General features: G+C 59.6%; 11 protein-coding genes. 6 read left to right on the top strand and 5 right to left on the bottom strand.

All coding sequences use genetic code 11. The features are described 5' to 3' along the window. The first annotated feature begins 13 nt into the window (after positions 1-13). On the top strand, positions 14-3,448 hold the full coding sequence (locus tag HSW_RS06890; RefSeq protein ID WP_044001350.1) for an AAA family ATPase: 3,435 nt from the start codon (positions 14-16) through the stop codon (positions 3,446-3,448). Between the two features lie 67 nt (positions 3,449-3,515). Here the strand turns inward: HSW_RS06890 and HSW_RS06885 are convergent, their stop codons facing one another. Beyond that, entirely contained in the window at positions 3,516-4,595 is a 1,080-nt protein-coding gene (locus HSW_RS06885) for a DUF6687 family protein (protein ID WP_044001349.1), read from the bottom strand. Between the two features lie 442 nt (positions 4,596-5,037). Here HSW_RS06885 and HSW_RS06880 point away from each other — a divergent pair, with 442 nt between their 5' ends. From HSW_RS06880 to HSW_RS06860, 5 genes are all read left to right on the top strand, one after another. Then, entirely contained in the window at positions 5,038-5,478 is a 441-nt protein-coding gene (locus HSW_RS06880; RefSeq protein WP_044001348.1) for a hypothetical protein, read from the top strand. A gap of 163 nt (positions 5,479-5,641) precedes the next feature. Continuing rightward, a complete protein-coding gene (gene trxA, locus HSW_RS06875; RefSeq protein ID WP_044001347.1) occupies positions 5,642-5,950 on the top strand; it encodes a thioredoxin in 309 nt (102 codons plus the stop codon). A gap of 88 nt (positions 5,951-6,038) precedes the next feature. Then, positions 6,039-8,405 (top strand): TonB-dependent receptor, encoded by a 2,367-nt coding sequence (locus HSW_RS06870; protein WP_044001346.1) that lies wholly within the window; start codon positions 6,039-6,041, stop codon positions 8,403-8,405. 5 nt (positions 8,406-8,410) lie between these two features. Further along, positions 8,411-9,253, top strand: coding sequence for a DUF4249 domain-containing protein (locus tag HSW_RS06865; protein ID WP_044001345.1), 843 nt, complete (start codon positions 8,411-8,413; stop codon positions 9,251-9,253). A 126-nt stretch (positions 9,254-9,379) separates the two neighbouring features. Beyond that, the gene (locus tag HSW_RS06860) at positions 9,380-9,832 is read left to right on the top strand and encodes a hypothetical protein (RefSeq protein WP_044001344.1); all 453 of its coding nucleotides are present in this window, start codon (positions 9,380-9,382) and stop codon (positions 9,830-9,832) included. A gap of 76 nt (positions 9,833-9,908) precedes the next feature. On the opposite strand, the gene HSW_RS06855 is transcribed toward HSW_RS06860, so the two are convergent. From HSW_RS06855 to HSW_RS06840, 4 genes are all read right to left on the bottom strand, one after another. Beyond that, positions 9,909-10,730, bottom strand: a complete 822-nt coding sequence (locus HSW_RS06855; RefSeq protein WP_044001343.1) for a purine-nucleoside phosphorylase — start codon at positions 10,728-10,730, stop codon at positions 9,909-9,911. Positions 10,731-10,894: 164 nt separating this feature from the next. Continuing rightward, positions 10,895-12,118, bottom strand: a complete 1,224-nt coding sequence (locus HSW_RS22620; protein WP_081768289.1) for a TlpA disulfide reductase family protein — start codon at positions 12,116-12,118, stop codon at positions 10,895-10,897. A 301-nt stretch (positions 12,119-12,419) separates the two neighbouring features. Continuing rightward, positions 12,420-14,177 carry a signal peptide peptidase SppA gene (gene sppA / locus HSW_RS06845; RefSeq protein ID WP_044001342.1) on the bottom strand — a complete coding sequence of 586 codons (1,758 nt, stop codon included), beginning with the start codon at positions 14,175-14,177 and terminating at the stop codon, positions 12,420-12,422. A gap of 188 nt (positions 14,178-14,365) precedes the next feature. Further along, positions 14,366-15,613, bottom strand: coding sequence for a replication-associated recombination protein A (locus HSW_RS06840; RefSeq protein ID WP_044004230.1), 1,248 nt, complete (start codon positions 15,611-15,613; stop codon positions 14,366-14,368). Positions 15,614-15,723 lie beyond the last annotated feature (110 nt).

Here is a 15,723-nt window from a genome sequence, read left to right as displayed (position 1 = left end):
CCCTGGTGTCCGCATGAAAATTCTCCGCGTCCGTTTTCTCAACCTCAATTCCTTACGTGGAGAGCATGCCGTTGACTTCAGCCTTTCGCCATTGGCCGATGCCGGGCTCTTTGCCATAACGGGTGCTACCGGCGCGGGCAAAACTACCATTCTCGACGCCATTACGCTGGCCCTCTACGGCCAAGTGCCCCGCCACGAAACCAGCGGCCCCGAGCACGTGATGAGCCACGGCACCGGGGAGAGCTGGGCCGAAGTGGAGTTTGAGGTGAACGGCCGGCAGTTCCGCAGCAAGTGGGGGCAGCACCGGGGCCGCCGCAAGGCAGAAAACCCGCTTCAGGACTCTAAAATGGAGCTGAGCGAGCGGCAGGTGGCGGCCGATGGCACCGAAAGCTGGAGCTTCCTCGAAACCTATAAGTCGAAGGTTCCCGCGAAAGTGGCCGAGCTGAGCGGGTTGGAGTACAAGCAGTTTCTGCGCTCCGTGCTGCTGGCCCAGGGCGACTTCACCCGCTTCCTGAAAGCCCCCGCCGGGGAGCGGGCCCAGCTCCTGGAAAAGATTACCGACACCCGCAAATACTCCGACATCTCGCGGGCGGCCTTCGAGCAGGCCAAGCAACAAACCCAGCTGGTAGAGCAGCTGCGCCAGGGCCTGGAGGGCGTAACGTTACTTTCCCCTGAGGAAGTCGCCTATCTGGAAGCGGAGCTACAGACCCTCAACACCCAGCTCGCTCAAGCCACGGCGGCCCAGGAACAGTGGCGGGAAGCCCGGCAGTGGCAGCTGCGCCTGCAGGAGCTGCGGCTGCGGGAACAGACTACCCGGGAACGGCAGCAGGAGCTGGTAGCCCAGGCCGAGCCGCTGATTCCGCTGCGCCAGCGGCTGGCCCTGCATCAGCAGGCGGCTCCCTTTGCCACCGAATACGCGCTGTTGCGTCAGGCCGAGGAGCAGTTCGCTCACCTACGACAAGAAGTAGCGCGGCTCCAGAAACAGCTGCCGCAGCTCACGGCGCAGCGCGCCACCGCCGACGCTACCCGCACCACCGCCCGGCTGGCCCATGAGCAGGCCGTAGCTGCCCAGCAGCAGCAGGAGCCTAAGCTGCGGGAAGCGGAACTGCTGGACCAGGCCATTGCCGCCGCCCAGCAAAGACTTGACGCAGGAAAACAGGAATATCAGGAACGTAACGCGCAGTGGAAGGAGCAGAACCGGGAGGCCGCCGAAGCCGCCGGCCAGACGCAGCTTCAGCAGCAGCAGGCGCATGAGCTGCGTGTCTGGCTCACGCGCTGGGCCGTGCTGGGTGGAGTTGCCGAGGCCTTGCCCCCACTCACAGGCTACCTCCAGGACTGGCAGCACATTCAGACGGAAGTAGCGGAGCTGGAGCAAAGCCTGACCATCCGCCAGCAGCAGCTGGCAGCGGCTACCGCTACAGAAACGGCCAGCACCCAACAACTGCACGATACCCACGCCCAGCTGGCGGCTATTACCGGGCAGCTGGCGGCGGCTACCGCTACGCGCCGGCAGTGGCAGCAGCAGTTGAGTCACCATGTGGCACGGCTGCACCGCGAGGAAGCCGCGCTGGATGCCGCCCTGCAGGACTCGCGCCGGCTCACACACGCGCACCAGCTCATTCTCACCCACGAAGAGGCGCGGCATCATCTCACCGTCGGTGAACCGTGTCCGCTGTGCGGAGCCCAGGAGCATCCGTACGCGGCCGGCGTACTGGGCATCAGTGCCGACTCGGTACACCGCGACCAGGAACGGGAGCAGGAACTGACCCGCCAGACGGTTGCCCTGAAAGGCCGCGTTAATCGACTGGCCAGCATCAGCGGACTACTGGAAACCGATACTACGCCACATCTGCCCACCGAAACACCGGTGCTGCGCTGGTTTTCCGAGGAAGAAGAAACGACCATTCCGGCCACCATACGCGCGCTGGTGCAGGAGCTTCGTACGCTGGAGCAGCAGCAGCAGCAGGCTCACCTGACCCAGACCAGAGCCGAGGCCGACCAGCACAACGCGCGGCAGCAGCAACAGCAGTTGCGGGCGGAGTTGGAGCGCAACACTCTGCGCCTCCAGGACTCTCGGGAGCAGATGCCCAAAATCCGGGAAATCATCACCAGTCTGTTGCAATCGTTCGGGCTGGAATTTTCGGGCGAAAACGGACCGGCGCTGGTGCGGGAACTGGACGCCGCCGGCGCAGATTTTCGCCAGCGGCAGCAGCAGGCCGAGAAGCTGGAACGGGAGTTGGGCCTGAACGAAGAGCGGACCAAAGCCGCCGCTCAACGCCGCGACGAGTTGCAGCAGTGGCTTACGAAGCGGCTCGCGGAGCTGAAAACCGACCACGAGGCCATTCAGCACCAGCAGCAGCAACGCCGGGAGCTACTGGCCGAATCCGACGTGGCCCAGGTGCGGCAGCAGCTGCAGGATGCCATGCGCCGCACCGATCAGGCCCGGCAACAGGCCGACCAGCAATTTCAGCAGCACGATACGGCCCTGACCGTAGCTACCGACCAGCTCCAACAGCGCGAACAGGATGCTAGGCAGCAGCAAATGGCTCACGAAACCCGCCACGCCGCCCTGGCGGAAAACCTGCGCCATGCCGGCCTCACCCCTGACCCAGCCATGTTGCCCACGTTGCTTTTGCCCGAGCCGGAAGCCGCCGCACTCCAGCAGCAGTTGCTGCACCACGAGCAGGAAACGGCACTGGCCGAGCGTACGCACCAGGAAACCCGGCAGGAGCTGGCCCACGAGGAGGCCCGGGCCCTCACCCCCGAGCCCCTCGAAGTCCTCGACCACCATCTCAGCACCGGGCAGCAGCAGGTGGCCACGCTCAACCAACAGTTGGGGCAGCGGCAGGAGCGCCTAAATACCCACCTAGCGGGCCAGCAGCGGCACGCGGCGTTGGTGCTGGAGCTGGAAAAGCAGCAGCAGGAAGCCCGGCGCTGGCGGCAGCTGGCCGAACTTATCGGCTCCGCCGATGGCAAAAAATTCAGTGAGTTTGCCCAGGGCCTCACCCTGGCCCGCCTCGTGGATCTGGCCAACCGCCACCTGCACCGCTTCACCGACCGGTACCGCATTCTGCGCAACCCCGAGCAGCACCTCGACCTGCTGATTCAGGACGAATATCAGGCCGGGGCTACCCGCTCCATGAACTCGCTGTCGGGCGGGGAGAGTTTTCTGGTGAGTCTGGCGTTGGCCCTGGGCCTCTCGGAGCTGGCCGGCCGCCGCACCCAGATTGATACCCTGTTCATTGATGAGGGATTCGGTACGCTCGACCCCGATACGCTGGAAGTTGCCCTCTCGGCCCTGGAAATGCTGCAGGGCACCGGCAAAACCATTGGCATCATTTCCCATGTCGAGGCCCTGAAAGAGCGCGTCACCACCCAGATCAACGTGCGCAAAGAAGCCGGGGGCGTCAGTTCGCTACGGGTGGTTGGCTTCGGGGAAGAGATATGAAGACAGCTTAAGCAAGCAGAGCATCTACTATATCAGCTTGCCTAGGCAGCATCAGGGGCCTGATACATTACTCAGTTGGTAGAACACGTTTACCAGCCTCCCGGATTTCTGCCCAACTCCAGTAACGCCGGGGCTCGATGTCAGCGTAACCCGCCCGAAAAAACGCCACTATTTCCTGCTCCAGTTGCTCCACCGAAATAGAAGAAGGATACATAGGACGTTGGTCGGGGTCGGCGTAGCGCTGCACTTTGGTAAGGCTTTTGCTGCTCAGGCGCAGCAGCGGACCAGTATCCGTAATACCATCAAAAGTCCAACGGCGGCTGGGGAGCTCCAACTCGTTCAGGCGTCTTGTAAGAGCATCCAGGGCCAGGCGGGGCAGCGTAGGGCGGCTTTCCAGGTCAACCCAGGTGGTGTATTTGTACTCGAATTCGTACCGGTTGCCGTCGTAAAGGCTCAACACCATATCGGCCCCGATGCTGGGGCTGAACAAGGCGTAATACGGCAGCGGCCCCGGTGTGCGTACCACCGTCAACCCAATCTCCGGGTACTGCCGCACAGTTGTAGCTGCACTCTGCATAACGGCCACTCCTTGTTTTATCCGCGTGTATTCCGGCCCCCAGACGGCGCGAACTGTTTCCGGCTGGGTCATCACTGCCGCGAAGCGCGGCAGAAACCAGGTGAACTTCTCCACTGAAGCCTCCTCCTCGCGCCGCCGCCGAGCCGGGGCTCCGAAGGGCTCATAAAATCGGGCTTTTTCCTCGGCATTCAGCCAGCATACTACCCGCAGGGCGTGGTCGGCCAGAGGATTCTGCCAGTCAATTTCGCGGAAGTCCCCCAGCGTGGCTATTAGGCGCAGCAGTGGCTCGTGCTGCCGGGCCAGTTCCGGGTTCAGCAAAGCCCATACGCCCACAAAACCATCAATATCAAAATGATTGGCCGTCACGGCAGCGGCTTCCAGGCCGGGCGTGTCGGGGTGGTGCAAAGCCCGCAGTACCGAGCCGGCACTGGTGTCGTCGCGCAACGGCTCGGGGGTGGCAGCCCCGCGCCAGTGGGCCAGCGTGAGGCTGGCTCCCAGGCTGGTACTGTCAACTACGATGGCAGGCTGCCGCCGCAGCTGGCGAAAAGGAATGAAGTGTTTTGCGGGCATAAAGAGGCATAGAAAGGCAATGCAAAGCTACATGCCCGGGCACCGTTACCCGCATTCCGGCAGCAGCCCCGGTAGTTACCTGTACTGTTTACGCAAGGCTGCTGCTCAGGCGCGCTGCTACTGTTGCCCGGCAGCCCCCGCTACCTCCTCCGCCAGTCACGGCACGTGCCAGCAACAGTTGCACTCCGCCCGGGTATCCCCAGTTATTTTTTTGCGCACAATTATCTGATCTACTCTTTACTTTCTGATAACATTCAGTTAATTGGCCTACGGTTGCTGTATTGATAAAATAAAGGCCAAAATTTTGTTGGAGCTGACAGATATCATTTATATTTGATTGCGCCTCAGCTGTATGGACTTGTGACGGACCAGCAAATCCGCATCTTTCTTCTTCTCTGCAACTCCCCCAAAACGAGTTTTTTCACTCTCTTATCACTCTTCTATGCGCGTTTCTACTCCTGCTCTCTCACTCCGCCGCCTTCTGCAGACTGCAGGCCTGTTGCTGGCGCTGGTAGTTTTTTCGCCCAAGCAGGCTCAGGCCCAAACTTGGCTGGTATCTACGGATGCCTATGTCAAGATTGGGGTAATGGACAAGTTTGGCCAGCTCGGCGGCTTCACTGCTAAGTTTCTGGTTATCAATCAGGATACCGGTAAAGAATACACACTGACAAAGCAAGTCCCCAAAGGTCAGAACGGAATAGATGTTGTCTTCCCATCCGAAGCCTCCGAAGCTGACTACTTCAAAACTGAGCGGGGCGAAGCAGGCAAAGCCCAGCCCGGCCGCTATACCTGGGAGTGCCAGGTTGGTGGAAAAAAAGTTGTTGGCGGGCGCTTTGGCTTTTCTGAAGTCGCAAATGATGTTACCTTGGTGGGCAAGAACTAACCTCCTCTTTTCACCCACACTCACCCACAAGCGAAAGCCCAGTGTTGCAGCACTGGGCTTTTTTGTGTTTTGGCCGCAGCAAGTTGCCATACCGTCGGCGCATTGCCCACGTATACAGCTCACTGTTTCATCGGGAGCGCGAGCCGCTTTTTACCTTGTTATCATGCCTAAGAAATCATTTTCCGAACTCATTAGCAGCCCTGGCATGCCGGTTCTCGTCGATTTTTATGCCGACTGGTGCGGCCCCTGCAAAACCATGGCTCCTATTTTGGAGCAGGTGGCCAGCCAGCACCAGGGCAAACTCAAAGTCATCAAGATTGACGTGGACCGTAACCAGGCTGCCGCTCAGCAGTTCCGCGTGCAGAGTATTCCAACGTTGATTCTGTTTCATAAAGGCCAGCCGGTGTGGCGGCAGGCAGGTGTGGTTTCGGCTGCCCAGATCAGCCAGGTAGTGCAGGGCGTACAAGGATAGCCAACGCGGCCGGCGCGGCAAACTTCCGGGCCGGGCCGTCGGTTGAGAGCGGGGCACGTACCTTTACCGCTCACGCAACTCGCTCTGAATGACGCTCCGGTTCACTGGTTTACTACTTCTTGGGGCGCTGGGCGCTGGCCTGCCTCACTCGGTGCAGGCGCAGGTCCGCCATACGCTTACGGGCACCATTCGGGCCGCAGCCGATGGCGCACCACTACCCGGCGCTACCGTGGCCGTGCCGGCCCTGGGGCTGGGCACCAGCACCGATGCCGCCGGGGCTTTCTCGCTCACGCTGCCCGCCGGCCGCCATCAGCTGGTCATCTCCTTTATTGGATACACCACGCAAACCCGTGACGTGAACCTGACCCGCAACCAGCGCCTGAGTGTGCCGCTGGCCTCCGCCGGCAATGAGTTGGGCGAAGTGGTGATTGAGGGCACCGGTACCCTGGAAGAAAAGCTGCGCACCCCCCAGATGAGCGTGGAGCGCCTCACGGCCCGCGAGGCCAAGCTGCTGCCCGCCCTGTTCGGAGAGGTGGACATCCTCAAAACTCTGCAACTAAAGCCCGGCGTGCAGAATGGAGGAGAGGGTACCTCCGGCCTGTTCGTGCGCGGCGGCTCCTCCGACCAGAACCTGGTGCTGGTGGATGACGCCTTGGTGTATAACCCGAGTCACCTGTTCGGGCTGTTTTCGGTGTTTAACCCCGATGCCGTGCAGTCGGTGGATTTGTACAAGGGCGGCTTTCCGGCGCAGTACGGTGGCCGGCTTTCGTCGGTAATTGACGTGAAGATGCGCGAGGGCAACCGCGAAAAGCTGGGCGTCAGCGGCGGCCTAGGCCTGATTTCGTCGCGCCTGACGGTGGAAGGGCCGCTGGGCAAGCGCGCGGGCAAGGAGCCGGCCAAGGGCTCCTTTCTGGTTTCGGGCCGGCGCACGTACTTCGATGTGTTCACGCGCCAGATAAACCGCCTGAGCGAAGACAACCCCGACTACAACCCCATTCCCGACTATTACTTCTACGACTTCAACGCCAAAGCGAACTACACGCTTGGGCCCAAGGACCAGGTGTTTCTGAGCGGCTACTACGGGCGCGACAAGTTCGGCTTCAACTCGCAGGGCGGCTTTGACTTCGGGTTTTCCTGGGGCAATTCGGTGGCGGCGGCGCGCTGGAACCACGTGTTCAACCCGCGGCTGTACCTGAATACCACGGCCTCGTTCACCGATTACCAATATCAGGTTTCCAATAAGCTCGACCAGTTCAGCTTTAACCTGGGCTCCAACATCCGCGACTACTCGCTCCGCTCCGACCTCGACTACACCCCCAACGAGCGGCACGCGCTGAAGCTTGGCATTCAGGCCACGCACCACGATTTCGGGGTGGGCCGTTTGCAGGCCGGCTCCGGCGACGGCAGCCTCAATATTGGCTCCACGGTAGGCTACACCGGCATAGAAGGCGCTTTGTACGCCTCCGACAACTTCCGGCCCTCCGAGAAGTGGCAGCTGGAATACGGCCTGCGCCTGACGGGTTTCCGTAGCGGCAGCAACGGCTACGTGGGCCTAGAGCCCCGGGGCGCCGCCCGCTATTCTCTCTCGCCGGTAACCTCTTTGAAGGCCAGCTACGCATTGATGTACCAGTACGTGCACTTGGTCACGAACTCGGGAGCCACCTTGCCCACGGATATCTGGTATCCGTCGCGGCTGTCGGTGAAGCCGCAACGCTCACAGCAGGTGGCCACGGGCGTGAGCTTTCTGCTGGGCGAGGGCAAGTACCTGCTCAGCAACGAACTGTACTACAAATGGTCCCAGAACCAGGTCGATTTCAAGGATGGCGCGCAGCTATTTGTGAATCCTGACCTCGACTCAGAATTCCTGTTTGGCAAGGGCTGGGCGTACGGCAGTGAGGTGTACCTGGAGAAGAAAACCGGCCGCACCACCGGCTGGATCGGCTACACCCTGAGCTGGAGCAAGCGGCAGTTTCTGCCCCAGCGCGGTACCAGCGGCATCAACAACGGCCGCGTGTTCTACCCCAACTACGACCGGCGCCACAACCTGACGGTGGTGGTGCTGCACCAGCTCACGGAGCGCCTGAACCTGACGGGCTCGTTCGTGTACACCACCGGCAACGCCACCACCCTGCCCGCTGGCCGCTTTGCGGTACAGGACATCTACGGCGAAAACCTAACGGCCGTGCCCATTTATCCCGACCGTAACTCCTACCGCTTGGCCCCCTACAACCGCCTCGATCTGGGCCTGGTCTGGAAGATGAAGCCGACCAAGTGGTTTCCGGAGTCGGATCTGACCTTTAGCGTATACAACGCCTACAACCGCCGCAACCCCTATTTCGTGTACTTCGACCAGGTGCGGGCCGGCGGCGAGGATACGCCCGTGACGAGCTTCCGGGCCCGGCAGGTTTCCCTGTTTCCGGTGATTCCGTCCGTTACCTACAACTTCAAATTTTAACGCTGATGGCTGCGAACTGGCTTTCTTTTTTCCGCCGCTTGCGCTGGCTGCTGCTGCTGGCCCCGCTGGCAAGCTGCGACCTGGAGCAGGACATCGACGTGGATCTGCCGGCGCTGCCGGCCCAGTTGGCCGTAGAGTGCTACCTCGAAAACGGAGAGATTCCGCGCCTGACCGTCACCGAAACCGTGCCCTACCTGGCCTCTCCCGAGCCCGTGGTACCCACCGACGTAACCGTGCGTTTGACCCTAGCCAACGGCCAGACAGAAACGCTGCGGTTTTTCCCCGGCATCAACCCCGTTACCCGCAAGGCCTACACCCACACCGGCACGCGCCGCCTGGTGGCCCGCCCCGGCGACACGTTCCGGCTGGAAGTAACCGATACCAAAGGCCGCCGCGTAACGGGTACGGCCACTATGCCCGCCCGCGTGCCCATCGATACACTCGAATACAAGTTCAATGACCTGCCACCTGAGCGGCGCGAAGCTTACGTGCTTACCCGCTTCCAGGACCCGGTGGGCGTGGGCAACAGCTACTACCTACAAATCCACCGCGACAGTATTTCGGATGAGGCGGAAATAGACTACGACGTGGAAGACCGCCTCAACGACGGCACCCGCTTTGCGCTGGGCACCAGCTTCCGCTTCGACCCCGGCGACACGCTGCTGGTCACGCTCTATCACCTCGACCGGCCATTCTTCCTGTTTCGGCAGTCGGTGCAGGATGCGCGCAACGCCAACGGTAACCCGTTTTCGCAACCCTCCAGCATCAAAAGCACGGTGGAAGGCGGCGTGGGCGTGTTCACCGTGCTCAGCTACGACCGAAAGCAGCTCATCATTCCGCAACCCTAATTTTATGCACCTGCGCATCAAAACAAACAGCGCTACCGCGTTATTCTAAAATAATGTTCCGGGCCGGTGCAACGCGTGCAGATGGATGGGTATCTTCGGGACGTCCACTTATTCCACGCTATACACATGCGGAATCTTTTTACCCGAACTGTTCTGTTCGCACTATTCCTGGCAACTCCAGCAGCCCTCACCAGCTGTCAGGACCCCATTGACTGCGGCTGCACCCCGCCCCCGGTAGAGCCGGTTACCTCGGCCGCCCTCACCCGGATAGCTACTTGGTGGCTGAACGAAGCTAGCAACGCCGGCCAGACGACCAGCACCGATGCCATCAAGGACAGGTACAGCATGCAGTTCAAACCGGACGGCACCTATACCCAGACTATGCTAGCCGATGGCACCACTTACGCTGGCGCCTGGATGCTGATGGGCACCGACAACCGCATCCTACACCTTACCGACCATAAAGGAGCGGCCCAGGAATACAATGTCGATGGGGTTAACGCCGACAAGCTAGTGTATCGTCGGGCCGGTAAAAACAACCAGTCAGATATCTTCAGCTTCGGGGCTACCCGGAAATAATTGGTACCCATACGAACACAAAAAAGGCTCCCTACCGCTTGGCAGGGAGCCTTTTTTATGCAGTCTGAAGTTGGCGTTACAGCTTCTCCAGCACCCGGCGCAGCAAGGCGGTCAGGCGGGGCTCGGCCACGGCGGCGGTGCGCAGGATGTCGGCAATGTCTACTTTCTTGAGCTTGCCGGGGGCGCAAAGGTCGGTGATGACAGATACGGCCAGCACCGGCAGGCCCATGTGCACGGCCGCAATAACCTCAGGCACAGTGCTCATGCCCACGGCATCGGCCCCGATGGTGCGCAGGTAGCGGTACTCAGCGGGCGTTTCGAGCATGGGGCCGGGCAGGGAGGCATACACGCCCCGGCGCAGGTACTGCCCAAGGCCCAGTTCCTGCGCGGCTTCTTCGGCCAGCCGCAACAGATTTTGGTTGTAGGGCTCCATCATGTCTGGGAAGCGCAGGCCTAGCTCGTCGAGGTTTTTGCCGATGAGCGGGTTGGTGGGCTGCAGGTTAATGTGGTCTTCCAGCAGCATCAGGTCGGAGTAGTCATAATCGGGGTTGAGGCCGCCGCTGGCGTTGCTCACGAACAGGCGCTCAATACCCAACAGCTTCATCACGCGCACCGGAAACACCACCTGCTCCATGGTGTAGCCCTCATAGTAGTGGAAGCGCCCGCGCATCACCAGCACCCGCTTGCCGGCCAGCGTCCCGGCCAGCAGTTCGCCGGCGTGGCTTTCCACCGTGGATATCGGAAAGTGCGGAATATCGGCGTAGCTGAAGCGGTGTAATACCTCTACGTCGTTCACCAAAGCCCCCAGGCCAGTGCCTAGGATGATGCCCGCCTGGGGCTGAAACCCCTGCAGGGTATGACGGAGGTAAGTAGCGGCTTCCTGAAGTTGGTGCATCATGCGTGGTCAGTTTTCGGTTGTTTGTCGAGTGTTAGGTTCTGATTGCTGGCCGGAGGTTGCAGACTCGTCAGCAGCTGACAAACGTATAACTGTCGGCAACGGCTGCTTCGCGTTTGTCCAACTCCAGTTGTTGTGTTCTTACTGACCTTATGCAGAGGCTACTATCAAAAAGCCTGTTGCAGTTGCTTTTGCAACTTTGGGAACGAGATATCGACGGCTACAATTTTGCCTGTGTCATCCACCAGCAGATTCGCCGGAATACCCGTAATCTCAAACCGCCTGATGTCTTCCCCATTTATACCTTTTAGCTCCGAAACATGCGGCATCTGTAGGCTGTCCTGGGCAATGGCCTTCAACCAGTTGTTGTGGTTGGTGTCCAGCGATACGCCAATCATACCGAAGCCCTGACGGTTATATTGCTGATAAAGGCGACGATACTTGGGCATTTCCATGCGACAGGGCCCGCACCAGCTGGCCCAAAACGTGACCAACGTCAGCTTGTTGCGCTTGAACAACTGCCCCGCATTCAGTGCCTCGCCCACCGGCGACTTACCGGCCAGACTACCTACGTAGCTACCCATAAACCGTTGGTTGTTCTGGTTGCGGCTTTCGCTTCGGGCTAGTTGCTTATCTAGGATCCGACCGTAGAAGCTTGCTTGCACGGGTGCGGGCATGGCTTGGTAGTAGCGGCGAAAACGCTCCACCGCTGCTCTATCATTGCGGTTTTCCAGCAGGGCGTAAAGCGACACCTCGGAGGCTGGGTGTTGCTGGATGAACAGATCCGCTGCTGAGGACCAGTAGCCGGCAACCCGGTAATCAAAGTTGCGAACCGAGTCCGCCCACTGCTCTGTTAAGGCTTGGTTGCCGGAGCCAAAGGTCTGGGTGAACTTGGCGGTTACCAAGGCCTTGTCCGTGAAAAACTGATGCCAAAGGCTATCCTGCATCAACAAGTACTGCTCTAACTCCTTTTGCTGAGGGGCGTCCGAAAACACAACCGTATTTTTTAGGTAAGAACCCATATCGGGCCGCCGATAGAACTTGTTACGGACGTTATTTTTTGCAGCCTCTATATGGATAGAATCGGCAGGCAGATACACCTGTACAGCACCAGATACCGTTTTGTCAGTTCTACTATTGTACCAAACATAATAGAAGCCGGGCTGAGTAATTTTTCCCTGCAATGCAAAACGGCCGTTTTTGTATACTGTACTGTCAAGTATCTTAATAGTGGTAAAATCATTGAAGGCCAGCCGCACCTGGCACTCAGCACATCCTTCTACATCGGCTAGAATGTAGTAGTCATACTCTTTTGGCTGCCGTTGCTCCCGCTGGCAGCCGCATAGCAGAACTACTAAAAGCAGTAACCTATCAATCCCGTATTTGCGCATAAATTTTTGCCTGGCGTGTATTGCCTTACCAGATACCTAATCCCAAGATGAAGACCTTTACCTGATCCTGAAATAGATTAGTGTTATCCAGCCGTTGTTTGGAAAGTTAGGAGTTTATCGTATTCCTACTTTGCCCACCTAATCACAGCCGCCCTGGTACCTCATTGTCGATAGACGAACGAAGCACCAGGGCGGCTGTGATTAGGTGGGCGACAGGTGAAGCCGAAGCGTTATGTTGTTTTTCCGGGCTACTTAAACAGCCTCTTCATCAGATTATACAAATAGCTACTTATTGCTGAGCTTACTGTACGTTCACCTCGAAGGGCAGCCGCATCTGGGCACCTTTCATTTCCGAAAGCTTCTTGTACTGCTGGTACATGGGGTACATCGGGCCCATTTCCTCGCGTACCATCCGCAGTTTGGCTTCCTCATTGAAGGAGCTGAATAGACTTTCGGCGAAGGACTTCTGGCGCGGCAGCTTCTGGATGCGGTAGTCGCCTTCCTTGAGGTTGGCGCGGCGGGCGGCAATGCGCAGCGCGTCATCCATCGAGCCGAGCACGTCCACGAGGCCGCGGGCTTTGGCTTCGGTGCCCGACCACACCCGGCCCGAAGCCAGGCGGCGCAGGCGCTCTACCGGCATCCGGCGGCCCTGGGCAGCTTTGGTGGTAAAATCGGCGTAGATGCGGTTGATTTCGTTCTGGAACTGCTGCTGCTCGAAGGGCGAGAGGGCGCGGGTGATGGTGGGGAAGTCGGAGAATTTGCCGGTGGTCACCCGGTCCGTGGTAATCCCAATTTTGTCGCGCAGGAAAGGCTCGATGTTCGGCAACACGCCGAAAACGCCGATAGAGCCCGTGATGGTGGTCGGGTGCGCCACAATCGTGTCGCAGCCCATAGCAATGAAATAGCCGCCCGAAGCCGCCACGTCCGACATGCTGGCGATGATGGGCTTCACCTTTTTGGTGAGCATCACCTCGCGGTAAATGATATCGGAAGCCAGCGAGGAGCCGCCGGGTGAGTTGATGCGTAGCACCACGGCCTTCACATTTTTATCGAGGCGGGCCTTGCGGATGGCTTCGGCGAAGCGGGTGCTACCGATGCTCTCGTTGCCGCCCTTACCCGTCACGATATCGCCATCGGCGTACACCACGGCAATGCGGTTGCCGCTGGTGCTGCCCTCCTCGTCATCTGACTTGCTATAATCCGATAGGTCAATGAGACTCAGCTTGGCATCCTTTTCTAGGCCCAGCTTACCCTTCATGTAGTCGGTGGCCTGGTCGTAATAGCCCAGGTCGGTTACCAGGCCGAGGCGCTTGGCATCATCGGCGTTATGTACCAGCATCGAGTCGGAAATGACTTTGAGGCGGGCGGGCGTGATTTTGCGGGCGGTGGCCACTTCGGCCAGCATCGAGTTGTTGAGCGAGTTCAGGAACGAGGACGTCTGCAGGCGCGCCGAGTCGGACATGCTGGTGCGGAAGTAGGGCTCCACGGCACTCTTGAACGAGCCCACGCGGAAAATCTGGGCCTGCACGCCGAGCTTATCGAACAGGTTTTTGTAGTACATCGTTTCCGACGACAGACCGTTGAATTCCAGCGTACCCTGCGGGTTCAGGTACAGCTTATCGGCCACCGAAGCCAGGTAGTAGCTTTTCTCCGACTGCGCATCAGTGTAGCTCACGATGAACTTGCCGGTTTTCTTGAACTGCACCAGCTCCTGGCGCACCTCTTCCAGCGAAGCCATACCGCCCTGCACCAGCTCCAGATTCAGGAAAACACCCTTGATGTCGTCGTCCTCTTTGGCCCGGCGGATAGCGGCTTTCAGTTCATCCAGCCCGATGCTGCTACTCTGCCCACCCGTAAAGCCCGACAGCGGATTGTTGAATTCTCGCTCCCCAATGGGTTTATCGAGCGTCAGCTCCAATACTGAATTACTAGCCACGGTTACCTCTTTATCGGAGGAAGCGGCAGCGGCAATGATGGCTATCAGCAACACCACCCCTATTAGGGCAAATAGCACGAGGCCGGTGAAACTAGCCAGCACGTACTTGAAAAATTGTCTCATCGAAGTATCAGATTAGTTCTTGCAAACAAAAGTAGCCGCTTTCCGGCCCTACCGCCGGGTATTCAACCAACAGACCGGTTTGGGGCCGCAACGGGAGGCAGATTAGGGTGTGAGGGCATGATGGTGTGAGGGTAGGCGTAGCCGAAGCAATGACAACTCCTACCCCCACCCCCTCCTACCCTCTCCCCCTAATACCCGTACTTCTCGCCCCAGAGCTGGCGCAGGCGCTCCTGGGACTTGGCTTCGGCGGGGTTCTGGCCGGGGTGGTAGAACACGGTGCCGCTGAGCGGCTCGGGCATAAATTCTTGGTAGGCGAAGCTGCCGGGGTAGTCGTGGGAGTATTGGTACTGATTACCGTAACCCAGCTCCTTCATGAGTTGGGTGGGCGCGTTACGCAACGGAATGGGCACCGGCTGCACACCCTGCTGGCGCACCAAAGCCCGCGCCTCCCGAATGGCCTTGTAGCTGGCGTTACTCTTGGGCGAAGTGGCCAGGTACACCACCGTCTGGCCCAGAATAATATCCGACTCCGGCATGCCGATAACCGTAACAGCCTGAAAGCAGCTCTGGGCCAGAATAAGGGCATTAGGATTGGCCAGGCCCACGTCTTCGGAAGCCAGAATGAGCAGGCGGCGGGCAATGAATTTGGCATCCTCGCCGCCTTCCAGCATCACGGCCAGATAGTAGAGGGCCGCGTTGGGGTCGGAGCCCCGGATGCTTTTGATGAAGGCCGAAATAACATCGTAGTGCATTTCGCCGCCTTTGTCGTAGCGTGCCAAGTGCTGCTGGGCCAGCTGCTGAACCACCGCATCGGTAATGACGATTGCGCCGGTTTTGGGGTCGGGCCGGCTGGCTTCCACCACAATTTCGAGCAGGTTGAGCAGCTTGCGTGCGTCGCCGCCCGAAATGGTCAGCAGCGCGCCGTATTCCTCCATTCGCACGTTTTTCTGCCGCAGCTGCTCGTCGTGGGCCAGTGCGTTATCCACGATGCTGGTGAGAATGTCCTTGCCCAACGATTCCAGCACGTACACCTGCGCCCGGCTTAGCACGGCCGGAATCACCTCAAACGAGGGGTTTTCAGTAGTGGCCCCGATGAGCGTGACGATGCCCTGCTCCACCGCTCCCAGTAACGCATCCTGTTGGCTTTTGCTGAACCGATGAATCTCGTCAATGAATAGTACGGTGCCCCGCTGCTTTTTGGCGCGCTCAATAACTTCGCGCACGTCCTTCACGCCGGCATTCACGGCACTGAGCGAGGCGAAGGGCTTACCCAGCTCCTGGGCCAGCAGGTTGGCTAGGGTAGTTTTGCCCACGCCGGGCGGCCCCCACAAAATCAGGCTGGGCAGGCGGCCGGCGCTGAGGTAGCGGCGCAGCACGCCCTCTGGCCCGATGAGGTGCTGCTGGCCGGCGTATTCCTCCAGGGTGCGGGGACGCATGCGCTCCGCCAGCGGGGCCCCGGGGCGGGCACCCTGCGGTTGCGGCGCGGAAGTAGGTTCTGAATCGAAAAGGGAACCGGTAGACATGGAAAAGCAGAAGTGGCGCGAAC

The organism is Hymenobacter swuensis DY53, assembly GCF_000576555.1.
GTDB lineage: Bacteria > Bacteroidota > Bacteroidia > Cytophagales > Hymenobacteraceae > Hymenobacter > Hymenobacter swuensis.
This window is presented reverse-complemented; position numbering and strand designations above follow the sequence as displayed.